22 protein-coding genes and 2 pseudogenes are annotated in these 23,643 nt (G+C 59.5%); 13 read left to right on the top strand and 11 right to left on the bottom strand.

The annotated features are described in order from the left end of the window. Positions 1–2: 2 nt before the first annotated feature. Complete coding sequence (gene gmd / locus AC07UI_RS02715; RefSeq protein WP_494991010.1) at positions 3–974, bottom strand: GDP-mannose 4,6-dehydratase; 972 nt, start codon at positions 972–974, stop codon at positions 3–5. Beyond that, entirely contained in the window at positions 971–1,885 is a 915-nt protein-coding gene (locus AC07UI_RS02710; RefSeq protein WP_494991009.1) for a GDP-mannose 4,6-dehydratase, read from the bottom strand. The genes gmd and AC07UI_RS02710 overlap by 4 nt, the downstream gene beginning before the upstream one ends. Before the next feature lie 431 nt (positions 1,886–2,316). On the opposite strand from AC07UI_RS02710, the gene AC07UI_RS02705 reads away from it, so the two are divergent. The 5 genes from AC07UI_RS02705 to AC07UI_RS02685 are packed head-to-tail and all read left to right on the top strand — an operon-like array spanning position 2,317 to position 8,054. Beyond that, entirely contained in the window at positions 2,317–3,900 is a 1,584-nt protein-coding gene (locus AC07UI_RS02705; RefSeq protein WP_494991008.1) for a glycosyltransferase, read from the top strand. Further along, positions 3,894–5,198 carry a glycosyltransferase gene (locus AC07UI_RS02700; protein ID WP_494991007.1) on the top strand — a complete coding sequence of 435 codons (1,305 nt, stop codon included), beginning with the start codon at positions 3,894–3,896 and terminating at the stop codon, positions 5,196–5,198. The genes AC07UI_RS02705 and AC07UI_RS02700 overlap by 7 nt, the downstream gene beginning before the upstream one ends. Then, positions 5,195–6,082, top strand: a complete 888-nt coding sequence (locus AC07UI_RS02695; RefSeq protein ID WP_494991006.1) for a class I SAM-dependent methyltransferase — start codon at positions 5,195–5,197, stop codon at positions 6,080–6,082. The genes AC07UI_RS02700 and AC07UI_RS02695 overlap by 4 nt, the downstream gene beginning before the upstream one ends. Beyond that, entirely contained in the window at positions 6,082–7,236 is a 1,155-nt protein-coding gene (locus AC07UI_RS02690; RefSeq protein ID WP_494991005.1) for an acyltransferase family protein, read from the top strand. Before AC07UI_RS02695 ends, AC07UI_RS02690 begins: the two co-directional genes overlap by 1 nt. After that, a complete protein-coding gene (locus tag AC07UI_RS02685) occupies positions 7,230–8,054 on the top strand; it encodes a class I SAM-dependent methyltransferase (protein ID WP_494991004.1) in 825 nt (274 codons plus the stop codon). Before AC07UI_RS02690 ends, AC07UI_RS02685 begins: the two co-directional genes overlap by 7 nt. Positions 8,055–8,159: 105 nt before the next feature. Here AC07UI_RS02685 and AC07UI_RS02680 read toward each other — a convergent pair whose 3' ends face one another. Next, positions 8,160–8,789: a LysE family translocator gene (locus AC07UI_RS02680; RefSeq protein ID WP_494991003.1), complete on the bottom strand. Its 630-nt coding sequence runs from the start codon at positions 8,787–8,789 to the stop codon at positions 8,160–8,162. Between the two features lie 144 nt (positions 8,790–8,933). Here AC07UI_RS02680 and AC07UI_RS02675 point away from each other — a divergent pair, with 144 nt between their 5' ends. Beyond that, positions 8,934–9,407, top strand: coding sequence for an Lrp/AsnC family transcriptional regulator (locus tag AC07UI_RS02675; protein WP_494991002.1), 474 nt, complete (start codon positions 8,934–8,936; stop codon positions 9,405–9,407). Positions 9,408–9,548: 141 nt separating this feature from the next. Here AC07UI_RS02675 and AC07UI_RS02670 read toward each other — a convergent pair. Beyond that, positions 9,549–9,626: pseudogene (locus tag AC07UI_RS02670) on the bottom strand (hypothetical protein); the annotation flags it as partial. Between the two features lie 225 nt (positions 9,627–9,851). Here AC07UI_RS02670 and hflK (AC07UI_RS02665) point away from each other — a divergent pair. The 6 genes and pseudogenes from hflK (AC07UI_RS02665) (at position 9,852) to cfaB (ending at position 17,270) form a co-directional block, all read left to right on the top strand. Next, the gene (gene hflK, locus AC07UI_RS02665; protein WP_494991001.1) at positions 9,852–11,816 is read left to right on the top strand and encodes a protease modulator HflK; all 1,965 of its coding nucleotides are present in this window, start codon (positions 9,852–9,854) and stop codon (positions 11,814–11,816) included. Beyond that, on the top strand, positions 11,813–12,850 hold the full coding sequence (gene hflC, locus AC07UI_RS02660) for a protease modulator HflC (RefSeq protein ID WP_494991000.1): 1,038 nt from the start codon (positions 11,813–11,815) through the stop codon (positions 12,848–12,850). The genes hflK (AC07UI_RS02665) and hflC overlap by 4 nt, the downstream gene beginning before the upstream one ends. After that, on the top strand, positions 12,847–13,905 hold the full coding sequence (gene hflK / locus AC07UI_RS02655) for a protease modulator HflK (protein ID WP_494990999.1): 1,059 nt from the start codon (positions 12,847–12,849) through the stop codon (positions 13,903–13,905). Before hflC ends, hflK (AC07UI_RS02655) begins: the two co-directional genes overlap by 4 nt. After that, complete coding sequence (locus AC07UI_RS02650; RefSeq protein ID WP_494990998.1) at positions 13,902–15,821, top strand: cation-translocating P-type ATPase; 1,920 nt, start codon at positions 13,902–13,904, stop codon at positions 15,819–15,821. Before hflK (AC07UI_RS02655) ends, AC07UI_RS02650 begins: the two co-directional genes overlap by 4 nt. Before the next feature lie 40 nt (positions 15,822–15,861). Further along, a pseudogene (locus AC07UI_RS02645) lies at positions 15,862–16,011 on the top strand (HvfC/BufC N-terminal domain-containing protein); the annotation flags it as partial. 71 nt (positions 16,012–16,082) lie between these two features. Further along, positions 16,083–17,270, top strand: a complete 1,188-nt coding sequence (gene cfaB / locus AC07UI_RS02640) for a C17 cyclopropane fatty acid synthase CfaB (protein WP_494990997.1) — start codon at positions 16,083–16,085, stop codon at positions 17,268–17,270. On the opposite strand, the gene cls is transcribed toward cfaB, so the two are convergent. Then, positions 17,267–18,706: a cardiolipin synthase gene (gene cls, locus AC07UI_RS02635; RefSeq protein WP_494990996.1), complete on the bottom strand. Its 1,440-nt coding sequence runs from the start codon at positions 18,704–18,706 to the stop codon at positions 17,267–17,269. The two genes, cfaB and cls, sit on opposite strands and share 4 nt — an antisense overlap. A 131-nt stretch (positions 18,707–18,837) precedes the next feature. Between cls and AC07UI_RS02630 the strand changes: the two genes are divergently transcribed. Beyond that, positions 18,838–19,359: a DUF3617 domain-containing protein gene (locus AC07UI_RS02630; protein WP_494990995.1), complete on the top strand. Its 522-nt coding sequence runs from the start codon at positions 18,838–18,840 to the stop codon at positions 19,357–19,359. Between the two features lie 113 nt (positions 19,360–19,472). On the opposite strand, the gene AC07UI_RS02625 is transcribed toward AC07UI_RS02630, so the two are convergent. From AC07UI_RS02625 to folE2, 6 genes are read right to left on the bottom strand one after another with little or no spacing between them, the layout of a single operon-like run. Continuing rightward, complete coding sequence (locus AC07UI_RS02625) at positions 19,473–19,661, bottom strand: hypothetical protein (RefSeq protein ID WP_494990994.1); 189 nt, start codon at positions 19,659–19,661, stop codon at positions 19,473–19,475. Between the two features lie 2 nt (positions 19,662–19,663). Next, on the bottom strand, positions 19,664–20,224 hold the full coding sequence (locus AC07UI_RS02620) for a gamma carbonic anhydrase family protein (protein ID WP_494990993.1): 561 nt from the start codon (positions 20,222–20,224) through the stop codon (positions 19,664–19,666). Beyond that, positions 20,221–21,105, bottom strand: a complete 885-nt coding sequence (locus AC07UI_RS02615) for a metal ABC transporter substrate-binding protein (protein WP_494990992.1) — start codon at positions 21,103–21,105, stop codon at positions 20,221–20,223. The genes AC07UI_RS02620 and AC07UI_RS02615 overlap by 4 nt, the downstream gene beginning before the upstream one ends. A gap of 11 nt (positions 21,106–21,116) precedes the next feature. After that, positions 21,117–21,983: a metal ABC transporter permease gene (locus AC07UI_RS02610; protein ID WP_494990991.1), complete on the bottom strand. Its 867-nt coding sequence runs from the start codon at positions 21,981–21,983 to the stop codon at positions 21,117–21,119. After that, the gene (locus tag AC07UI_RS02605) at positions 21,983–22,651 is read right to left on the bottom strand and encodes a metal ABC transporter ATP-binding protein (RefSeq protein WP_494990990.1); all 669 of its coding nucleotides are present in this window, start codon (positions 22,649–22,651) and stop codon (positions 21,983–21,985) included. Before AC07UI_RS02605 ends, AC07UI_RS02610 begins: the two co-directional genes overlap by 1 nt. After that, positions 22,648–23,544 (bottom strand): GTP cyclohydrolase FolE2, encoded by an 897-nt coding sequence (folE2, locus tag AC07UI_RS02600; protein WP_494990989.1) that lies wholly within the window; start codon positions 23,542–23,544, stop codon positions 22,648–22,650. Before folE2 ends, AC07UI_RS02605 begins: the two co-directional genes overlap by 4 nt. Between the last annotated feature and the right edge of the window lie 99 nt (positions 23,545–23,643).

Genomic DNA, 23,643 nt, shown 5'->3' with positions numbered 1-23,643 from the left:
CCTTACTCCTTGGCGACGCGTTTCATGTCCGCATCCATCATCATGCGGATCAGATTCTCGAGATTGGTTTTGGGCTTCCAGCCCAGGACGCGTTGCGCTTTGGCCGGGTTGCCGAGCAACACGTCAACTTCGGCCGGACGGAAGAATGCCTGATCGATTTTCACAAAGTCCCGGTAGTCCAGGCCGACGTGATCGAACGCAATACGGCACATCTCACGGACAGTGGTGGTGACACCGGTCGCCACCACATAGTCGTCGGCCTTTTCCTGCTGCAGCATTAGCCACATGGCCTCGACGTAATCGCCGGCAAAGCCCCAGTCGCGCTTGCTGTCGATATTCCCCAGGCGCAGCTCCTGCTGTTTGCCCTGCTTGATACGCGCGGCGGCATCGGTCACTTTGCGCGTCACGAATTCAATCCCGCGCAGGGGCGATTCGTGGTTGAACAGAATCCCGCTGCTGGCGTGCAAGTTGAAGCTTTCGCGGTAGTTCACCGTGATCCAGTGACCGTAGAGCTTGGCTACACCATAGGGGCTGCGTGGATAGAACGGAGTGTTCTCGTCCTGTTGCTCAGCCTGGATCAGGCCGAACATTTCGCTGGTGGAGGCCTGGTAGAAACGCGTGTGCGGACTGAACTGACGGATCGCCTCGAGCAGGTGGGTCACACCCAGCCCATCGACGATTCCGGTGGTCACCGGTTGATCCCAGGAGGCTGCGACAAAGCTCTGTGCCGCCAGGTTATAGATTTCATCGGGAGCGGCCTTGATCACCGCGCGCTGCACTGAACAGGCGTCGGCCATGTCGCCATCCAGATAGCGAATCTCGCCCTCGATACCCATCTCACGCAAGCGCCAGCGCGAATCGCTGCTGCGACGCGCCACCAGACCGTGGACCTGATAACCCTTGTCGAGCAGCAGCTTGGCCAGATAGGCGCCGTCTTGTCCGGTGATCCCAGTGATCAGTGCACTTTTTGTCATTCTTGGCGTACTCGTGACTCCCAGTCGGACAGGATCGCCCGCAAGGATTGTTGTGTAGTTATCTCAGGCGTCCACCCAGTGGCGTGTTGCAGCCTGGCATGGCTACCACAGACGCGACGCTGCTCTGCGCGGCGAAGACGCGCAGGGTCCTGAATCAATTCGATGTCGACCTGTGCGATGTCCGCCAGCTGTGCGATCAAGCTGCGGATGCTTTGCTCTTTGCCTGAGCAGACGTTATAGGTCTGACCGGGTGAGCCGCGCTGCAGCATGGCCAGATAGGCAGACACCACGTCGCTCACATCGAGAAAGTCGCGGGTCACGTCGATATCGCCCACTTCCAGTTGTGGTTCTTGCAGACCCTGTTTGATCCTGGCGATCTGGCGTGCGGCGCTGGCGATGACGAAACTGTCCTTTTGTCCGGTACCGATGTGGTTGAAGGGGCGCGCGACGATCACCGGCCAGCCCTCGGTCATACCCCATTGCAGGCACAGAAATTCCGCCGAGAGCTTGCTGACAGCATATGGGTTACGCGGGCAGGGCGACTGGTTTTCATTGATGGGCAGCGCGGATTCACTCACTTGGCCATAAACGTCGCCAGAGCTGACATACAGGAAGGTGCCGTTGAAGCCGCGAGCTTTGAGCGCCTGCAGCAAATTCAGCGTCCCGAGCAAGTTGACGTGCAGAGTCTTGGCCGGATCACGGAACGCTTCGGGGACGAAGGTCTGGCCAGCCAGGTGGATGACGGCGTCGGGCATTTCGGGCCACAGGTCTTCCAGGCTGTGTGGCTGGGAAAGGTCATAGCCGGACGCGACAGGCAGGAGATCCCAAACCGAATCGGGAGCACTCAGACGGGATTGGATGTGACGTCCTACGAATCCAGTCAGACCCGTAACGAACAGACGCTTCTTCAAACAGCAGCCCCCTCAATTATCAAACTTCGGCAAATCACCCCAGTCTTTGCTGAGAAAATCCGGTAATTTCTAGTAGTTGTTCCAGATTCAGTGGCGTGCGAAGTTATTGTTGTAGTTGTTTTGAGACAATCTGTGCCAATTGCCCGGCAATTTCAATAAGTCCAATTGTGACCAGTCAGTTCTCGTCAGCGTAGCGCAAAATTTGTCGCCCGCCGGTTCACGAACCCTCAACGGATGTGTTTAGAATGCCCCTCGTCGCGACCGCCCAGCGATCAGCATGGCTGCTTTTGGCCAGGGAAAGCTGACCAATAAAACAAGAACGTAGACGGGCATGAGGACGATCGGCGAAGCCACTGGAAATACAGGACTTCGTCAATGGCTCTGCCGTCATAGAGTGAAGTTGCCCAACGGCGGCTTCATCGTGGGATGCCATGAATTTTATTCTTTACTCGGACGTAAACGACAGTTCGATCAGCCAGAGCCTCGGCCGTCCGGAGTACAGTTACTACTTCGTGCTCAAGGCCTACCGTCCGGTACTCGAAAGCCTTGGGCGGGTTCACGTGGTGCAGTCGACCGCTGAAGTCGATCCGCTCTATCGGCAACTCCTGCGTGAAGGCCAGGAGAGTCTCTTCCTTTCGTTCACGCCACCCCAGAAAACCCCGACCGACCTGAGCTGCCCGACCATTTGCGTGGTGGCCTGGGAGTTCGATTCGATCCCCGACGAACACTGGGATAACGACCCGCATCAGGACTGGAGCCGTACACTTGCTCGTCATGGCCGGGTCATTACGTTATCGAGCCACACCGCTCGGGCCGTCCGTCGGGCGCTGGGTGAGGACTTTCCGGTCCTGGTACTGCCCACGCCGCTCTGGGAAAATTTCGCCACCATTCGCGATCAGTACTCCAGCGCGCCGATCAATCCGGGGACTACCCTGGACATCAAGGGCTGCATTCTCGACACACGGTTGCTCGGTCTGTCTCCCGATGCGCTGCTTGCACCGCGGCTGACCCCCGAGGAGCAGGAACTGCTGGATGCCTTGCGGCCGCCGCCATTGACCTGGCAGCGACGCTTTGTCATCGCCAAGCATTACCTGCGCCTGTGGTGCCTGGAAGCGGTTCGCGGCCAGTCGCAGTCGGGGCCTGCCAGCCGCACGTTGTATTTGAGTCAGTGGTATTGGGAAGGTATTCGCGACCTGCTGTCGTACAAGCAGCATTCACGCTTGGCCAGATACCTGCCGGGTGTGGCCGGTCCTCAGTCCTTGCCGCAACCGGAGCAACCTGCGTTGGACCTGCCTGACACCAGTCAGCGCGTCGAAACCCTGGTGGATGGCGTCGTGTATGTCAGCGTGTTCAACCCAAAGGACGGCCGCAAGAACTGGCATCAATTGATCACCGCCTTCTGCTGGGCCTTTCGTGAGATCGACGATGCCACGCTGGTGTTGAAGATCACCCATAACGATCTGTCTTGCTACTACACCGAGCTGATGACTCTGCTGGCGCAGCTTTCGCCGTTCGCCTGCCGGGTGGTCGTCATGCATGGCTATCTCGATGACCCGCAATATGCCCGTCTGTATGGGGCCGCCAGTTTTTATGTGAACGCCTCACGCTGTGAGGGGCTTTGCCTGCCACTGATGGAGTTCATGGCCAGCGGCAAACCGGTGATCGCACCGAACCATACCGCCATGGAAGACTACATCGATGAGACAGTGGCTTTTGTCGTCAAGTCCAGCGAGGAGCTGACGATCTGGCCGCAGGACACACGCATTATCTATCGCACCCTGCGTCATCGACCGGACTGGGGCTCGCTGAAAACTGCCTATCAGGACAGCTATCGAATGGCCAAGGAACAGCCGGACGTCTACCAGAACATGTCCCGTGCGGCGATTGAGCGCATGCGTGACTATTGCGCCTTCACCCCCGTACAAAAGCGTCTCTGGGCGTTCTTCGAGCTTCCCCTGACAGGTGCGCTCGGGACTGCACCGACAGTCGCTGTGGCGGACAACGCATCATGCTGATTCTCATTCATTCGGAAACCAACAAGAGCACCATCGCGCAGAATCTTGGCCGCTCTGAATACAGCTATTACTTCGTGCTCAAGGAATACCGCCCGGTGCTCGAGCGGCTGGGCACGGTGGTGGAAATCATCGACCCCGACGAGCAGGTGGATCACTTGTACCGTGAGTGTCTGGGCCGTGGCGAAGAGTGCGTGTTTCTATCGTTTTCACCGCCTCATCGCACGCCGATCCACTATGCCTGCCCGACCATTCCGGTGTTTGCCTGGGAGTTCAGCACGATTCCCAACGAAAGCTGGGACGGCGAACCCCGAAACGATTGGCGCAACGTCCTTGGCGCAGCGGGCGCGGCGATTACCCATTCCAGCTACACGGTAAAAGCCGTGTGCGACGCCATGGGCGCGGACTACCCCATCAGCGCCATCCCGGCCCCGGTTTGGGATCGTTTTGCAGCGCGGGGCCAACAACTTGAGCGTCAGCCACAGGCTCATCAGGTCAAGCTCAATCTGAAGGGGCTGCTGGTCGACAGCCGCCAGCTCGATCTGTGCGCCTTTGGGCCCGCGCACTTGCGCAATGGCACTGCAATCGATTTCGATGCTCCGGTTCAGGATCGTGAGCTGGTGCTCGATGGCGTGGTCTACACCTCGGTATTCAACCCAAGTGATGGTCGCAAGAACTGGGAAGACATGCTCAGCGCTTTCTGTGTCTCGTTCCGCGAGGTGGAGGATGCAACGCTGGTGTTGAAGCTGACCCATCACGATGCCGAGCAAGCGCTGAGCGATATCCTTCACCACCTCTACAAGAATCAATCCTACCGTTGCCGGATCGTCTTGATTTACGGCTATCTGGCTGACCCCGACTATGAACGCCTGGTGCAAGCCACCAGCTACGTGGTGAATACCTCCTACGGCGAAGGACAATGCCTGCCGCTGATGGAGTTCATGTCCTGTGGCAAACCTGCGGTGGCGCCTTGCACCACGGCGATGATTGATTACATGGACGCGGACAACAGCTTCATCATCGACTCCACTGAAGAGCTGACCGCCTGGCCCCATGATCCGCGCAAGGCGTTTCGCACCCTGCGCTACATCACCAACTGGGCGTCATTGTGTTCGGCTTATCGGGCCAGCTATGAGGTGGCCAAACTGGATGGCGAGCGCTACGCACACATGTCCGCGCATGCCGTACGCAGCCTGGAAAAGTTCTGCAGCCAGGCCAATGCGCAGGAGCGTTTGCAGGCCTTTTTCGTGCAACTGTTCGATAGTCGCAAGACGCTAGCAGTGGAAACCCCGGAAGCATGATCCGTGCACTGTTCAGACGTCTGTGTGGTGTACAGGCTGAGCCGCTGCTTGCGCCCGCGCCCGCAGTGTCGCCGCGTGATATTGGTCTGCACGACGCCATGCACGACGGCTGGTTTCTGGCGGACAGCGGCGAACTGCTCAAAGGTTTCGCCATCAGTGCAAGCGATACGCTGCTCGACGTAGGCTGCGGCGAGGGCGTTGCGACGCTGTTCGCGGTCCGTCAGGGCGCTTCGGTTATTTTCACCGACAGCGAATTCGACAAGGTTCGAGACCTTGCCCGCCAGGTTTGCGCTCAGACACAGGCTCCGTCGCTGGGCCTGGTCAGCAACAGCCTGCCGCTGCCGTTGGCCGACGGTTGTGCGAGCAAGATTGTGTGCATGGAAGTGCTGGAGCACGTCGACCAGCCCGAGCAGTTCATGGCTGAACTGGTGAGAATGGGCCGCCCCGGCGCCCAGTATTTGATCAGCGTTCCGGACGCCGTGGGCGAGCATCTGCAACAGGGCATCGCGCCGCGGGGCTATTACCAGTCCCCCAACCACATTCAGATTTTCTCCCGTGAGCGCTTCGCCGCGTTGATCGAGGACGCCGGCCTGGTCATCGAGCATCGTCAGGCCAGCGGCTTCTTCTGGGTCATGGGCATGATTTTTTTCTGGGCCAGCGAACGGGCCGCCGGGCGCGATCTTGGTGGGGCTGTACGCGACCGGATTCAGGCGCCGTATCCGCCACTGATGGAAAGTTGGGCGAGAACCTGGCAAGACCTGCTGGCGCAGCCCGATGGGCTGGCCATCAAACGCATGCTGGATCAGTTCATGCCAAAAAGTCAGGTGATTATTGCGCGCAAAGCGGGCATTGCTCAATCCGCTCCAGAAGCAGGAAGCACGTGATGAACAACAAACGAATCATGGACATTGAGCTGCTGCGGGCGATTGCCGTGCTCGGCGTACTGTTTCACCACTTGCAGGGCAGCATGTTCCCCACGCCTGTCCCGCTGCTGGAGGCCATCAATGCGCACGTTCAGTCGTGGTGGGGCGTTGACCTGTTTTTCGTTATCTCCGGATACGTCATCGCCCGCAGTCTGATCCCGGTGTTGCAAGGCTGCACCTCGGGCCAGCAGTTTTGGCAGCAGACCCGCAATTTCTGGATTCGCCGGGCCTTCCGGTTGTTGCCTTCAGCCTGGTTGTGGCTGGTGCTGATTCTGCTGGCGTGCGCGTTCCTCAATCAGTCCGGGGCTTTCGGCAGCCTGTCCGCCAACCTTCAAGCGACCCAGGCGGGTTTTCTGCAGTTTGCCAATTTCCGTTTCGCCGACAGTTTCTTCCGCTATGAATACGGGGCCAGCTTTGTCTATTGGAGCCTGTCGCTGGAAGAACAGTTTTATGTGCTGCTGCCGGTGTTCATTCTGGTGTTCCGCAAACGTCTGGTCTGGGCGCTGCTGGCGCTGGTTGCCATGCAATTGCTTACCCTGCGCACGCCTTTACTGATGGTGATCAGGACCGATGCCCTGGCCCTCGGGGTATTGCTGGCGATCTGGGGCGCGCACGCCAGCCACGCTCGCTGGGAACCCACGGTGTTGCGCCATCCGTGGCTCGGCGTGCCGTTGCTGATTGGCATCGGGCTGATGCTGAGCGTGTTGGGTACTGAACCCTACACGTTCGCCAGCTACCGCATTGGCGCAATGGCAGTCCTCTGCGCCGTACTGGTCTGGGTCGCCTCTTACAACCGCGATTACCTGTTCCCGCGTGGCCCGCTGAAAAACCTGCTTACTTGGGTCGGCAGTCGCTCCTATGGGATCTATCTGATCCATGTACCGGCCTATTTGCTGGTCCGCGAACTCTGTTTCCGGCTGCAGTCGGCGGGGCTGCCGAGCCCGGCCGGTCATCCCATATTGACCATCCTCCTCGCCATGACCCTGATCATCCTGTTGAGCGAGCTCAATTATCAATTCATCGAGCTGCCCATGCGCAACCGGGGCACACGCCGGGTTGAGCGCTTGAACGCCAGCCGAACCGCCGTCCAACCCTCTGGAGCTACCTCATGCTGAGCCTTTTGAAGAAACTCACGGCGGGCAAAGTACCCGAACCAGTGCAGTCCCAGACCTCGACCGACAAGGTCGACCCGTACATGCTGGGGCTGCACGATGCGATGCTCAGCGGCTGGTTCAATCAGCAAACCGGCGAGCTGTTCAGCGGATTCCCGATCACCACCGAAGATACGGTGCTGGATGTCGGCTGCGGTGACGGCGGTAACGTGCATTTCTGTGCCATGCGCGGGGCGAAAATCATCATCGCCGATATCGACGCGGCCAAAGTCGAGGCCGCTCGCCAGCGCATGAGCGACACCCCGGCGCGCGATATCGAATCCCATGTCACTGATTGCAACCCGCTGCCGCTGGCCGATGCCATCGCGACACGTATCGTCTCCACTGAAGTCATCGAACACGTAGACGATCCGGCGCAGTTTCTTTGCGAGCTGGTGCGAGTCGGCAAACCGGGTGCTTTGTACCTGTTGAGCGTTCCGCATCCGAGCTCCGAAGACCTGCAAAAAGACATTGCTGCACCCGAATACTTCCAGAAACCCAACCACATTCGGATCATCAGCGAAGACCAGTTCAAGCAGATGGTCAGCGATGCCGGTCTGGAAGTGATCAGCCACAGCCAGTACGGTTTCTACTGGTCGATGTGGATGCTGCTGTTCTGGGAAGCCAAGGTCGACTTCGGCAACGCCGATCATCCGCTGCTCAATCACTGGGCCGACACCTGGCAGGCGGTTCTGTCCTCGCCGCGTGGCGCGCAGATCAAGCAGGCGCTAGACGCGGTCGTGGCGAAAAGTCAGGTCATCATTGCCCGCAAGCCTGGCTGAGCAGGGTACTGGCCAGTGACGCAAAGGGCCTTGAAAGGCCCTTGTTTCATTCCGAAGTCATCGCATAGATCCTGCAAGTACCGGCCGATTGCCAAGCGCAGGGCTTTACGCCTGCTGAACGAACGTCAGGCGCAGGGCAAAACCGATCAACAAGCTGCCGAACAGCCATTGCTGCACCCGCTGCGCCGAGGGGCTGCGTTCGAGCCAGCGGCCGAGCCTGGTCCCGACCAGTGCGTAACAGCTGTCAAACAACAGCCCAACGATGACCAGCACCACGCCAAGCCTGGCGAACTGCGCCACTACCGGGCCGGATTGCGGGTCGATGAACTGCGGTAGCAGCACCGAGCAAAACAGCAACGCCTTGGGGTTAAGCAAGTTGGTCAGCAACCCACGCTGGATCGCTTCACGCCACAGCAAGGTCCGGGTGGACGCACCGGCTGAATTCAGGCTCGGCAACATGTTGGAGCGCAGACACTGAACCCCCAGCCATAGCAGGTAGGCGGCACCCGCCAGGCGCACCGCCTCAAAGGTCCAGGGCGCGGCCTTGAACAAGGTCGCCAGGCCCAACGCCGCCAAGGCCACATGGCAACCACGGGCAATCGCCAGCCCCACGGCAGTCGCCAGCGCCGTGGCTGTGCCCTGACGCGCGCCGGTTTGCAGCAGCAGAATCATGTCCGGGCCCGGCAGCAGATACACCACCGCCAGAGCCAAAAAAAACATCCAGAGTTCTGCCACCTTGCCACCCCATTCGTTATCGATTCGGTGATCAAAGTCTATGCCCGACGGGCAGGGTAGGTGCTTGCGTAGTAAGCCAGTAAAGTGGTTAGACTTGGCATAATCTACCAAGTGATGAACAAGAACAGTCAGGATATGCCAATCATGAAACTGGACGCCTACGACCGCCGAATCCTGGCGGCCCTGCAACGAGACGGACGCCTGAGCAACGTACAATTGGCCGACGAGATCGGTCTTTCGGCCTCGCCGTGCTTGCGTCGGGTTCGATTGCTGGAAGAGGCCGGGGTGATTCGCGGCTATCAGGCCAACCTCGATCGCGACGAGGTGGGCCTGGGTTTGACGGTGTTTGTCGGGGTCAAGGTCGAGCGGCATAACGATGCTCAAGCCGAAGCTTTTCGCCAGGCGGTGACGGCGTTGCCCGAGGTGATTTCAGCGTTTCTGGTGTCGGGCGAGTCAGACTTTTTACTGCAAGTCGTGGTGCCGGACTTGCGTGGCTATGAACGCTTTCTCACCGGCAGTTTGCTCAAACTGCCGGGCGTCAGCGACATTCGCAGCAACTTCGCGATCCACACAGTGAAAACCCCCGGGCCATTGCCGTTGGGGCATTTGCCGGATTGAGTCGATCGCGGGCAAGCCTCGCTCCTACGGGTCAGTGTGAGGCATACATTTTGTGTTCGCCGAATAACTGATGTGGGAGCGAGGCTTGCCCGCGAAGACGGTTGAACAACCAACATAAACTCCCACCGTATAAAACTGGATCTGCGTCGCCATCCCCTCCACATTCATCGGCGCCTGACGCAACGCTTCAGAGCGTGTCGGGTGCGGGTGGCAGGTCAGGAAGTTAGATCGCACAAAAAATTATGCTCGTAATATGTTTCGGTTGTACGCTTTTGGTCAAGCCCCATGGAAAGGGCTTATCCACAGGCACTGCCGTGCAGACAAAAGGATAGGTGCGAAGAGAAAATTTCATTACCATCGTTATATCGTAACGAAATGTGATATTCGCAGCGGCCTGGGACTTATCCACAGGCCTGGGTTTTAGCAACAACAGGCTGGGGTGGTATGCAAGTCGATCTGGATGTGGATGGGGCGGATGTAGAAGGGCTGCCGCGTTTTCAACAAGCGGCATTTCACGCGCGGCGGTTGAAGCGGGTCGGCATCGGTTTGGCGGGGGGCTCGGTAGTCGGCTTGGTGCTGGCGTTTTTTGTCGGACTTTTCGCCCCGCAATCGCCATGGTCTGCACTGTTGGTCAATCAGACCGCCTCCCTGCTGGTCGTGATTGCCGGGCTGCAATCAGCCTGGTGGGTGACACAGTGGCGCGGGCGAGCGCTGGGGTCACAGGCCGCACCACCCGCTGAGCAAATCGTGGACAGGCCGATTGAAGCGCTGGGCTGGTACGAGCGGCTGCTGGAGCGTATTGGCGACAGCTGGATACGCCTGCTGGCGCAGATTGGCGCACCGACTCTCTGGCTGTGTGGCTGGGCACTGTTGGCGCTGCTGAGCATCGAGCAGGTCTGGGATCTGTCGTTGCCCGGCGCCGCATTGGGGCTGCCGGCCAGTGTGGGGGCGGCGCTTTCGTTATTACTGGCCTTCGGCTTGCTGGTGTTCGAACGTCAGCTGGCCCAGGAAAGCCCCGCTGAATGGCCCGAGGCCGGGCAGCTTGGGCAATTGGTCCGGGTGGCGATCATCTGCCTGGTGTTGAGCGCGTTATGCCTGTTGTTCAGCAGTGAAACGTCGGTTTGGCCTGTACGTCTGGCGGTGTTGATCGGTTTGCTGCCGGGTTTGGTGGCGATTGAATTGCTGTTGCGCGCGCTGTTGTCGCTGTTCAGCCCTCGTCGCGAACAGCTTGAACCACGGCTATTGGCGCAAAGTTTTGTCGCCGGCATGCTGCGCTGGCCTCCGCAGCCGTTGCTGGCGTTACAGCACGAACTGCACAACCGCTTCGGTATCGACCTTAGGCAGATCTGGGCTTTCACCTACATGCGCCGGGCGTTTTTTCCAGTACTGATGGTGGTGCTGGCGGTTGGTTGGCTGCTCACCGGGATTCACGAAATTCCCCTGCAAGCGCGGGGAATTTACGAGCGCTTCGGTAAGCCGGTCGAGGTCTTCGGGCCGGGACTGCATGCCGGCTTGCCTTGGCCTTTAGGTCGCGTGCTGAGTGTCGAGAACGGTGTGGTGCATGAGTTGGCCACCAGCACCGGTGAAGCGACTGTCGCAACACTGCCAGATTCGGCGGAAGGCCCCGCACCGTTGATCGCCAATCGGCTGTGGGATGCCAGCCATGTGAACGACAAATCACAGGTCATCGCCAGCAGCAGTGCCGACAAACAGAGCTTTCAGATCGTCAACATGGACGTGCGTTTTGTCTATCGCATCGGCCTGACCGATCAGGCGGCGCTGGCGGCGACTTATAACACTGCGGATGTTCCGACGCTGATTCGCAGCACCGCCAGCCGGATTCTTGTTCACGATTTCGCTTCGCGTACCCTCGATGGGTTGCTGGGTGAGGATCGTGTAGGGCTTGCCGATGACATCGGTCGCGCGGTGCAGGCTGACTTGCAGAAACTCGACAGCGGCGTGGAAATCCTTGCCACGGTGGTTGAAGCGATTCATCCACCGGCCGGTGCTGCCAACGCTTATCACGGTGTGCAAGCCGCGCAGATCGGCGCCCAGGCGTTGATTGCCCGTGAGCGCGGGGCTGCCAGTGAGCAGACCAATCAGGCGCAATTGCAAGCCAGTGTTACCCGTGATCAGGCGCAGGCCAGCGCCCATGAAGTCAAAGCCACCGCCCAGTCCGCCGACCTGCGTTTTGCGGCTGAACAAAAGGCTTATGCCTCGGCCGGGAAGGCCTTTGTGCTGGAGCAGTACTTCAGCCAGCTAACCTTGGGCCTGGCGAAAACCAAGCTGCTTATTCTCGATCATCGTTTGGGCGGCAACAGCGCTCCGACAATCGATCTACGTACGTTCACGCTACCGGTTGACCCTGCGGCGCCGCGTAAAGCCGTTCAGTCAGGAGCTTCCCAATGAGCCAGCCTCATTCCCACGATCATCAAGACCACGTCGGCCACGACCACGGCCATGGCGGGCACCATCATGGCCACCATCATCACCATGGCGATCCACAAGAGGCTGGACCTTTTCCTTGGCGGCGCATGGCCTGGGCGGTGTTGCTGGTGTTGTTTGCTATTGCGGCGGCGAGCCTGGTGCAAGTGCGCTCAGGTGAAGCCACGGTAATCACCCGTTTTGGTAACCCGTCGCGGGTGCTGCTGAAGCCTGGTCTTGGCTGGCGTTGGCCAGCGCCGTTCGAGGCGGCGATCCCGGTGGACCTGCGGTTGCGCACCACCTCCAGCGGTTTACAGGACGTCGGTACGCGTGATGGTTTGCGGATCATTGTTCAGGCCTACGTGGCGTGGCAGGTGCAGGGCGATCCGGATAACGTGCAGCGCTTTATGCGGGCGGTACAAAACCAGCCAGACGAGGCGGCGCGGCAGATTCGTACCTTTGTCGGCTCGGCGCTGGAAACCACGGCCAGCAGTTTTGACCTGGCCAATCTGGTGAACACCGACGCCAACCAGGTCCACATCGCTGACTTCGAAGCGCAACTGCGTAAGCAGATCGATCAGCAGTTGCTGACCACCTATGGCGTGCGTGTGCTGCAAGTCGGTATCGAGCGGCTGACTCTGCCGTCGGTGACCCTGACCGCTACTGTCGACCGAATGCGCGCTGAGCGTGAAACCATTGCCACTGAGCGCACCGCAATCGGCAAACGCGAGGCGGCGCAAATTCGATCGGCCGCCGAGCGTGATGCGCGAATTGTGCAAGCCGATGCCACGGTGAAAGCCGCAGATATCGAAGCTCAATCGCGAGTCGAGGCCGCGCAGATTTACGGCCGTGCTTATGCGGGTTCACCGCAGCTATATAACTTGCTGCGCTCATTGGACACTCTGGGCACGGTAGTCACTCCGGGTACCAAGCTGATATTGCGCACCGACGCGGCGCCATTTCGGGTGTTGGTGGACGGGCCGCCGAGCCTGGGTAGCAAGGCCGAGTCGCAGCCATGAGTAACGTTCCACGTGGAACAAATGAAGTCAGTAGCCCGTGGATTCAAGCCGGCCGCTTGACCTTTCTCGCGTTGTACGCAGTGACAGTGTTGGCTGCGGTGGTCTGGGCGTTCTCCAACGTGCGGCAGATCGATCCACAGAATCGGGCGGTGGTACTGCACTTTGGGGCTCTGGATCGTATTCAGAATGCTGGTTTGTTGTTGGCGTGGCCGCGACCGTTTGAACAGGTTGTGTTGTTGCCGGCGGCGGATCGGGTGATCGAGCGCCGGGTGGAAAACCTGTTGCGTTCCGATGCTGCGCTACAAGGTGATCGAGTTGCCAGTTTCGCCACGCCGTTGAGTGACGCCTTGGCCGGCTCCGGTTACTTGCTGACCGGTGATGCCGGTGTGGTGCAACTGGATGTACGGGTCTTCTACAAGGTCAACGAGCCGTATGCGTTCGTACTGCAAGGCGAGCATGTGCTGCCGGCACTGGATCGCCTGGTGACCCGCAGTGCGGTGGCGCTGACGGCTGCGCGAGACCTGGACACAATTCTGGTGGCGCGCCCTGAGTTGATCGGCGCGGATAACCAGGCCGCCGAGCGTCGCGAACGTCTGCGCGGGGATCTGGTGCAGGGCATCAATCAACGCTTGGCCGAATTGACCGCGACGGGGCAGGGATTGGGGATTGAGGTGGCACGAGTCGACGTGCAATCGAGTTTGCCGGAGCCTGCGGTGAACGCGTTCAACGCGGTGTTGACCGCCAGCCAACAGGCTGACAAGGCCGTGGCGAACGCGCGAACCGATGCTGAAAAATTGACCCAGACCGCCACCCAGCAAGCCGACCGTGTCCTGCAAGTAGCTCATGCACAAGCCAGTGAGCGCTTGGCCAAAGCGTCGACCGACACGGCAACAGTACAGAGCCTGGCCCAGGTGCAGCAGAAGGGCACCGACCCTGAAATGCTGCTGCGAATTTATCGTGAGCGTCTGCCTAAGATTTTCGGCCAGGCCGGCTCGGTGACCACGGTCGATCCTAAAGACGATACCCGCCTGATCATTCAGGGAGCCGAACAATGACTGCCCATTCTGCTGCCGCCCAACCTGCGGCGAGCATGCTGACCTCTGCCGAACAACGCGGCGCCGCGCGACAACTGACCCTGGCGATGCTCGCCCTCGGCCTGCTCGGGCTGGGTCTGGTCTGGCGCTGGTTGGTGCCGGAGCAAAATGGTGTCAGCCAGTTGCTGCTGGGTTTTGCCTCGTTGCTGGTGGCCGTTCCGGTGATGCGTTCGGCCTGGTACAGCCTGCGTTATCCAAGCCTGCACGGCATCACCGATCAGTTGATCGCACTGGCGATGATGGGCGCGTGGGCCACTGGCGATCTGCTGACGGCGGCCTTGCTGCCGATCATCATGATCTTCGGCCATGTGCTGGAAGAGCGCAGCGTGATCGGCTCCCAGGAAGCTATTCATGCCTTGGGTAAGTTGACGCGCAGCCATGCACGGCGAGTGCAGGGTGACGGCACGATTATCGAAGTGGACAACACCACGCTCAAGACCGGCGACCTGGTGGAAGTGCGCGCCGGTGACCGGGTGCCGGCCGATGGCCTGGTGCTTTCCGGGCAGGCCAGCCTCGACACCGCGCCGATCACTGGCGAGTCGGTGCCGCTGGAGGCGAGTGTCGGTATGCAGGTGTTCGGCGGGGCGATCAACCTCGATGGCCTGTTGCGCATTGAAGTTACCCGCACCGGTAATGAGTCGACCTTGGGCAAAGTCATTGCACTGATGCAAAGCGCCGAGCGCTCGAAGCCGCCGATCACTCGTTTGCTCGAGCGTTATGCCGGCAGCTACATGGTGCTGGTCTTGCTGCTGGCGGCCGTCACCTGGTTTATCAGCAACGATGCGCAGGCGATGTTGGCGGTGTTGGTGGCAGCCTGTCCTTGTGCTTTGGTGTTGTCGGCGCCGGCAACGGCAATTGCCGGGATCGCCGTAGCGGCGCGCCACGGGATTTTGATTCGCAGCTCGGCGTTTCTCGAAGAGCTGGCGGACCTGACCTCGCTGGTAGTGGACAAGACCGGCACCCTGACGTTTGGCACCCTGCGTTTGCAATCGATCGACAGCCCGGTCGGAGATCGCAGCGCCTTGCTGAAACTGGCAGCCAGCCTGGGTTCGGCCAGTAGCCATCCGGTTAGCCGTGCGTTGGCCGGACTGGTGACGCAGGAACATTTTCTGGTGCTGTCGGATATCCGTGAACGCCAGGGTTTGGGTGTCGTGGCGCGAACGGAGCAGGGCGAGGCGGCACTCGGTCGTCCGGAGCTGTTTACCCAGTTGGGCATTGCGACGTCCGCCGTGCCCGAGCATGACGGCCCCATTGCCGGGCTGGCGCTGGACGGGCAATTTCTCGGTTGGCTGTTGTTGGCGGACAGCATCAAACCCGAGGCTCGCCACGCACTGAGCGAGCTGCGAGAACTGGGACTGGGGCGGCAACTGCTACTCACCGGGGATCGGCATAGCGTGGCCCACAGCCTGGCCTATGAAGTCGGGATCAGCGATGTCGAAGCCCAGGCCTTGCCTGAAGACAAACTCAACCGCGTTCTGCAGGAAATCGGCAGCGGTTTTCGGCCGATGGTGGTGGGCGACGGGATCAACGATTCGCTGGCACTCAAAGCCGGGGTGGTCGGTGTCGCCATGGGCGCGGGCGGGGCGGATATCGCTTTGGCCTCGGCGGACATCGTTCTGATTGGCAGCGACCTGCGACGCCTGGGCACTTGCGTACGCTTGAGTCGCCAGTGTCGTCAGACGCTGCAAGTCAATGTGATCATCGGTCTGGGCTGGACGCTTGCGATCGTCACGTTTGCCGCGTTCGGCTGGCTTGGGGCGGCGGGGGCGATGATCGCCGCGGTGCTGCACAACCTCAGCACCTTGCTGGTGCTCGGCAATGCGGGCCGTTTGCTGCGTTTTCAGGAGCCGTTGCTCAAGCTCAAAGAGGATGTCTGATCAGGGGCGGATCTCTCTCTAGTGCTATGTCGGGACTACCGTGGTGAACGACGGTTTGAGCTTTTCCGAACTGTGTAGCGAGTTCACAGTCACTTGTGTAGAGGGTGCGCCACTACAGGCCGTAACCTGGCTGAAACAGTGGGTTCACGACGGTTCGATCACCGTCGCGGGTCATAGAGAGAGGCTATGAGTTCGATAGCCTGCTAATTTTCATGGATGGTCTACCCTCAAATCAGACGTCTGAAACAAGGGGGACTATCCATGCTCGTGCAACTTCCACCGGCCTTACAGAATCTGCAACTACCGTTATGCCTCAGACTCTGGGATGGCCATGAGTTTAATCTGGGCCCGGCGCCCAGCGTCACCATTGTGGTCAAGGACCCGCAATTGGTTGCCAAATTCACTCATCCGAGCCTTGATTTGCTAGGGGCCGCGTTCGTCGAAGGCAAGCTGGAACTCGAAGGCTCTATCAATGAGGTCATTCGGGTCTGCGATGAGTGGAGCCAGGCTCTGCTGGCTGAGGACGAAGGCAATCAACCGGTTCGCTCCGTCCATGACAAAGCTACCGACGCGGCAGCCATTTCCTATCATTACGACCTGTCCAATGCGTTCTATCAGCTTTGGCTCGATAGCGACATGGCCTATTCCTGCGCCTATTTCGAGACCGGTAGCGAGAGCCTCGAACAGGCCCAACAAGCCAAGTTTCGGCATCTGTGCCGTAAGCTGCGCCTGCAGCCCGGCGAGTACTTGCTGGATGTCGGTTGCGGTTGGGGAGGGCTGGCGCGCTTTGCCGCCCGGGAATTCGGAGCGAAAGTATTCGGGATTACCCTGAGCAAAGAGCAGTTGGCGCTGGCTCGTGAGCGGGTGATTGAGGAAGGTCTGGAGGATATGGTCGAACTGCAATTGCTCGATTATCGCGACCTGCCTCAGGACGGCCGTTTCGACAAGGTGGTGAGCGTCGGCATGTTTGAGCATGTGGGCCATGCGAACCTGGCGCAGTATTGTCAGACCCTGTTCGGGGCTGTGCGCGAAGGCGGCCTGGTGATGAACCACGGTATTACCGCCAAGCACATCGACGGTCGGCCGGTTGGGCGGGGTGCTGGCGAATTCATCGAGCGTTATGTGTTTCCCAATGGCGAGCTACCGCATCTGTCGATGATCTCGGCTGAAATCAGCGAGGCGGGGCTGGAAATCGTCGACGTCGAAAGCCTGCGCCTGCATTACGCACGCACCCTGGACCACTGGAGCGAGCGCCTGGAAGATAACCTTGAAGCCGCCGCAAAACAGGTGCCAGAGCAGGTTCTACGTATCTGGCGGCTCTACCTGGCCGGTTGCGCTTATGCATTCGCCAGAGGCTGGATCAATTTGCACCAGATCCTCGCGGTCAAGGCTCATGCCGACGGTAGCCATGAACTGCCGTGGACTCGCGACGATATCTACAACCCTTAAAGGATCGGCGATATAAGCCGGGCGACCCGCATGCCAAGTTGTTGCAGGCGGTGGGTCTCCCGGCTTTCTCCTTTAGCGATCTCGTGGGCCTGGTCGAAATCCTCGCAGAGCATGTGTTCCACCTCGGCGGCAAATTGTCTGTCGACGGTCAGCAGCATCACTTCGAAGTTGAGCCGGAACGATCGATTGTCCAGATTCGCGCTGCCGATGGCGCTGATTTCGCTGTCGATCAGCACTACTTTCTGATGCAGAAAACCGGGCTCATAACGGAACACTCGTACCCCGGCCCGCACGGCTTCGAAGGCGAAGAGACTGGACGCGGCGTAGACGACGCGGTGATCCGGCCGCGACGGCAGGAGAATCCGCACATCCACATTGCGCAACACTGCCAGTCGCAGCGCAGCGAAAACCGCTTCGTCGGGAATGAAATACGGGCTGGTGATCCACACCCGCTCAGTCGCGGCATGGATCGCTTCAACGAAAAACAGCGAGCAGGTTTCGTAGGGGTCTGCCGGGCCGCTGGCCAGCAGTTGGCAGAGTACGCCGTCATCCGGATAGGTGTCCGGCAGGATCAGCGGCGGCAGCTGGCGTGAAGCCCAGAACCAGTCTTCAGCAAACGACTCCTGCATGCAGGCCACCACCGGACCGCTGACTTGGACGTGGGTGTCGCGCCAAGGCGCCAGCGGCGGTTTCTCACCCATGTATTCGTCGCCGACGTTGTGCCCGCCGACGAATCCGGACAAACCATCGACCACGACAATTTTGCGGTGATTGCGAAAGTTGATCTGGAAGCGATTGAGCCAGCCGCTGCGTGTGGCAAAGGCTTTGATCTGTACGCCGGCCTCGCGCATTGGCTGAACGTAGCTGTGAGGCAGGGAGTGGCTGCCGATACGGTCGTAGAGCACGTAAATGGCTACGCCTTCGGCAGCTTTCTCCATCAGCAGGGCCTGCAAGCGGCGACCGAGGTGGTCGTCGTGGATGATAAAAAACTGGATCAGTACGGTTTGGCGGGCGTTACGGATGGCATCGAAAATCGCCGCAAAAGTGGCTTCGCCATTGATCAGCAGGCGCACCTGGTTATTGGCAAGGCAGGGCATTTGTCCCAGTTTCGGCATGGCACGCAGCGAGGCGTAGGCATTTGAGGCGCGAGCGGTCAGCGCTTCTTCGATCCAGGGGCGCCAGTTCAGATCGGCGATGGCTTTGCGCATTTCCTCGTTGGCCTGGCGCCTTGCCTTGATATAGGCATCGAACGTGCTGCGGCCGAAGACCAGGTAGGGGATGAGGGTCAGATAAGGAATGAACAACAGTGACAAGGCCCAGGCGATTGCGCCTTGGGCAGTCCTGACAGTGAATACGGCATGGATGGCGGCGATCATGCCCAGCAAATGAATAGTGGCGATCAGATAACCGAAAAAATGCGGGCCAAAATAATCCATGGGGCAGCCTTTCTCCTGAAGGTTCAATGCTTAACAGACCATGTTCCACGGCGAATGTCGCTATTTAATTCGCCATGCAACTGAAGTAGGTTGCAGACGTCTAACGGCCACTATTCTCTAGGAGTTACTTGATGAACGTTCGTCTGCTGGGTTTGGCCATGGTTGTTGGCTTGTCACTTCCTGTCGCTGCTCAGGCGCAAATGTTGCAGCCTGGGTTGTGGGAATTGACGTCGAGCAATATGAAGGTCGATGACCAGAACCTGCCTGATCTGCAATTGATCCTTGGCCAGTTACAGAGCCAGATGACCCCGGAACAACGGGCAGCGCTAGAGCAGCAGGGCATCACCATGGGCGGCAAAGGTATTCGAGCTTGTCTGACTCAGGCCCAAGTGCAGTCCGACAACATTCCGCTGACGGATCCGCAATCGGGCTGCAAGCAGGAAATCACCGACCGCGCCGGCAATCAGTGGAAATTTCGCTTCAGCTGCCCGAAAGCGCAGGGCACCGGTGTCGCCACTTTCCTCAGTGATCGAGAGTTCACGACCAAGGTCAACGGCACCTTCAATGCCACCGGCATCCAGCAGAAGGGCAGCCTGGACACCCGAGCGGTGTGGATGGGGCAAGACTGCGGTACGGTCAAGCCACGAGCGTGATGATCGTTCCCACGCTCTGCTTGGGAATGCAGCCGTGACACGCTGCGTCACAAAGCGGACGCGGAGCGTCCATTGAGGCGTTCCCACGCAGGAGCGTGGGAACGATCTAGTCACTAATTAGCGTTGGTTTCCAACCCCAATCGCCCACACACCTGATGAACACTCATCTGCCCCCAACCCTCCCCATTGCGGCTACGCAAACTTACATACTTCACGATGCGACCGTGGTCCAGCAGTAGATCGGCATCGAACTCATGACCTTCGTTGACCAACCGGGCGTTGTGAGTCAGCGCACTGTTCATGTTCAAAACTCGTTCTGCAGGGCTTTGTAGCCGCGCACCAGATCGACGTTGGTCCGCGCCACATCCTCGGAAAACTCCGAAGCACTGACGCTGACAGGCGGGAACTGCGACAGGTCGGTCTTGGGTCCGATGCGTGTGGTCGACGGTACGTAGAACTCTTCAGGCAGATCCCTGCCATCGACCACCGAGTTGTGCCGCACCACACAGCCGTCGCCGACCGCACAGTTGAACAACACGCTGTTGAAGCCGATGAACACCCGATTGCCGACGGAGCATGGCCCGTGAACGATGGAGCGGTGGGCGATCGAACTGAACTCGCCGATCGTCACCGCCGCGCCGGATTTTGAGTGGATGACCACGCCGTCCTGGATGTTCGAATTGGCGCCGATGCTGATTGGCTCCATCTGACCTGAGTCGTCCACTTCGTCGGCACGAATCACCGCATAGGGGCCGACGAAGACGTTCTCGCCGATTACCACCTTGCCGCAGATGATCGCGGTTTTATCCACATAAGCGGACTCGGCGATCAGCGGCAGATCGCCTGACGGGTTCTTTCGAATCATGGCGTGCTCAAGGCGTCGTACAGCGTGTTGAGGTTGTATTCGAAGAGTCCGGCGAAGGTACTGGCCGGACCCGTGGCGGCAAGGGCATCGGAGTACAAGGTACCGCCAATATGCGCGCCGCTTTCTTCGGCGATCTGCTTGAGCAGGCGCGCGTCCTTGATGTTTTCCATAAACACCGCTTTGACCTTGGCCTGGCGGATCTGGGTGATTAGCGCAGCGACCTCGGCTGCGGAGGGTTCGCGCTCGGTGGACAAACCTTGAGGCGCCATGAAGTTGATGCCGTAAGCCTGGCCAAGATAGCCAAAGGCATCATGGGAGGTGACGATCTTGCGGTTTCCCGGTGGCAGGGAACCGAGCTTGGCTTTGGCGTCGGCCAGCAGACGGTAGATCTGTTTGAGGTAGGCCTGGCTGTTACGTTCGTAGTCGGCTTTGTTCGCCGGATCCGCTGCGATCAGCGCCTTGGTGATGTTGTTCACATAGAGTTCGGTGTTCGCCAGGTTGTGCCAGGCATGCGGGTCGGGAATGGTCTCGCCGTCTTCATCCATGGTTCGCGGGATGACGCCACGGCTGGCGGTGATCACCGGGGTTTTGGTCTCGGTGCTGGTGACCAGGCGATCCAGCCATGGTTCGAAACCCAAGCCATTCTTGATGATCAGCCTGGCCTTGAGCAGCGCTTTGGCATCGTCCGGGGTGGGTTCGTAGGTATGGGCGTCTGCGTCCGGGCCGACCATGTTGGTGATCTGAATATGCTCACCGCCTACCTGATGGGTCATGTCGGCGAGAATGCTGAAGCTGGTGACGACCTGAAGTCTTTCTGCCGCCGATGCTGTCGAGAGCGACAACGGCAGCAGCAGACTGAACAGCACAAGTAGAGCGCGCATCGGGAAACACCTCATTGGGATGTAAGCAAAGGTGGGCGGCGCAGCAAACCGTGCACCGGACCGAACACCACGGACAGCAGGTAAAAACCGCCAGCCACCAGCACGATGGCCGGACCGCTGGGCAGCGAGTAGTAGAACGACAGCAACAGACCAAGCCACACCGAGAGGCAACCGAACACCGCGGCGATGACCATCAACACTGGCAAGCGTCGACTCCAGAAACGCGAAGCGGCGGCGGGCAACATCATCAAACCGACCACCATCAGCGCGCCGATGGCCTGGAAGCCGATGACAAGATTCAGCACCACCAGGGTCAAAAACAGCCCGTGTGCCAACGGTCCGAGACGGCTGACGGTTTGCAGAAACAGCGGGTCGAGGGTGTCGAGCAACAAGGGGCGATAGATCAGCGCCATGGCAGTCAGACTGAAACCCGAGACCCAAAGCATGCCGGCCAACGTCGGTCCGTCGACGGCAAGCGCTGAGCCGAATAGCAGGTGCAGCAGGTCCAGACGTTTGCCGGCGATCCCGAGAATCAGCACACCGCAAGCCAGGGAAATCGGGTAGATCGCCGCGAGGCTGGCGTCCTCTCGCAGGCCGGTACGGCGGGTGATCCATGCTGCGAGCCCGGCCATGCCCAGGCCCGCACCGAGGCCGCCAACGGTCAGCGCCGTCAGGCTCAAACCGGCGTACCAGAACCCCAAGGCGGCGCCGGGCAAGATCCCGTGAGCCACCGCGTCACCGATCAGACTCATGCGCCGCAGGATCAAAAACACCCCGAGTGGGGCAGTGCTACAGGCCAATACCAAACCGCCAAGAAGTGCCCGGCGCATGAAGACGAATTCGTGGAACGGTTGCCAAAGCGCAGCAGCGGCGACCATTACGCCACCTGCGTCTGAGGTAGTTGGGTGATCAGTTCGGTACTTGGCGCAAGTATGCAGCCACTGCTTTTGATCAGCAGCGTTTGAGGAATGTGTTGGCGCACTGCAGCCAGGTCATGGCAGACGACGACCAACGTCCGACCATCGGCATGCCAGGCGTGGATGTGTTTCCAGAGCAGTGTCTGGCCGAGCTCGTCGAGCGCGGCGTGGGGTTCGTCGAGTAACAACACCGGCGCATGGCCCAGACTCAAACGGGCTAGTAGGGCTCGCTGCAATTCACCGCCCGACAACGCCATCAATGGGCGATGTTCCAGGCCACTCAAGCACCAGTCTTCCAGTACGGTTTGCAGGCGTTGGTTGCGCATCTGTGGGGTTTGCTTGCTGCCCCAGAATCCAGCGGCGACCAGCTCTTGCAGACTGATGGGGAACTGTCGGTCCAGATGCTGTTGTTGCGCAAGGAAAGACAGGCTGCCGCGTCGTGGAACATCCAGTTCGACTTTGCCAGCCAGCGGCCTCTGTAACCCAGCGATAACTTTCAGCAGGCTGCTTTTACCCGAGCCGTTAGCGCCGATTACCGCGGTCAGGCTGCCGTTCGCCAGTTCGAAATTCACGGGGGGAGTCAGTGGTTGACCGGGAGCGCCCCAGCGTAATGCTTGGCAACGGATCATGCGGCCTCCCAGTTCCAGCAACTTTCGGCCACAGCATCGTGGGCGTGCAGGCTTTCGGCGTGGGTAACGCGCAGGAGGAAGGCGTTGATGCCCGGGGATCTTTTCAAGGCCAGATTCAAGCGTCGAGCGGCGTCTTCGCAGAACATCAGGTTTTGACCATTGGCCAAGGCGAAGGCTTGTTCGTCGGCGCGTTTCACCGCGGTTTGAACGGCGGTGCCGAGGGCTGCTTCAGCGTCATTGATCACCGTGATCAATGGCAAGCTTTCGAGACAGTCGTCCAACCGCAGCTGCAACTGCGCGCTGCTGCGCTGGCTATGAGGCGTCGCAACGATGCCTTTTGAGGAACCGAGCCAGGCCAGAACGTCGGCGTGCTGCAACGCTTTGTTGGCGAAGTCCTCGACGAATTGCTGCTGAATTAGCTGTCTCGACAGTGCGGCTGAGCACGGGCAAGTTGAGGAATAACTAACCTCAATTTTTAGTTCCACGTGGAACATTGCGTTTTTCAGCCGCGCTTCGATGCTCACCGGGTAGGTTTTCCAACCCGACAGCGGACTGACCAAGGCTGGCCGCTTAAGCAGTAGATCGGTGTGAATACGCAGATAGGCACTGTTGGACAACTCGTCATGGCTATCGAGAAAACGTTGAAGAACCTGACGTAAAAGCAGCGGTGTGAGGTTTTCCTGTTCGAGAATTTCCAGCGCCAGATACAGACGTGACATATGAATGCCACGCGCCTCGCCATCATCGAGACTCACGCCTGCATCCGCTTTTGCGCTCATTCGCTGGCCATCGAACAACATGGGTAGAGCAATGCCGCACATGCCCACCCACTCGAGTGGCAAGGCTTGGCGTGAGGCCTGCGCGGCGATATCCGGCAGAGTCAGCGCGTTCATAAGCAGGTCCATCGTTGGAAATGATTCGACATGTTATATTATAACTTTACAGTCGACGATGTCTTTTTCCTGAACGGCCTTTCATCACATCAAGTTGAG

This window comes from Pseudomonas sp. GW821-FHT04C07 (assembly GCF_059420325.1).
This window is presented reverse-complemented; position numbering and strand designations above follow the sequence as displayed.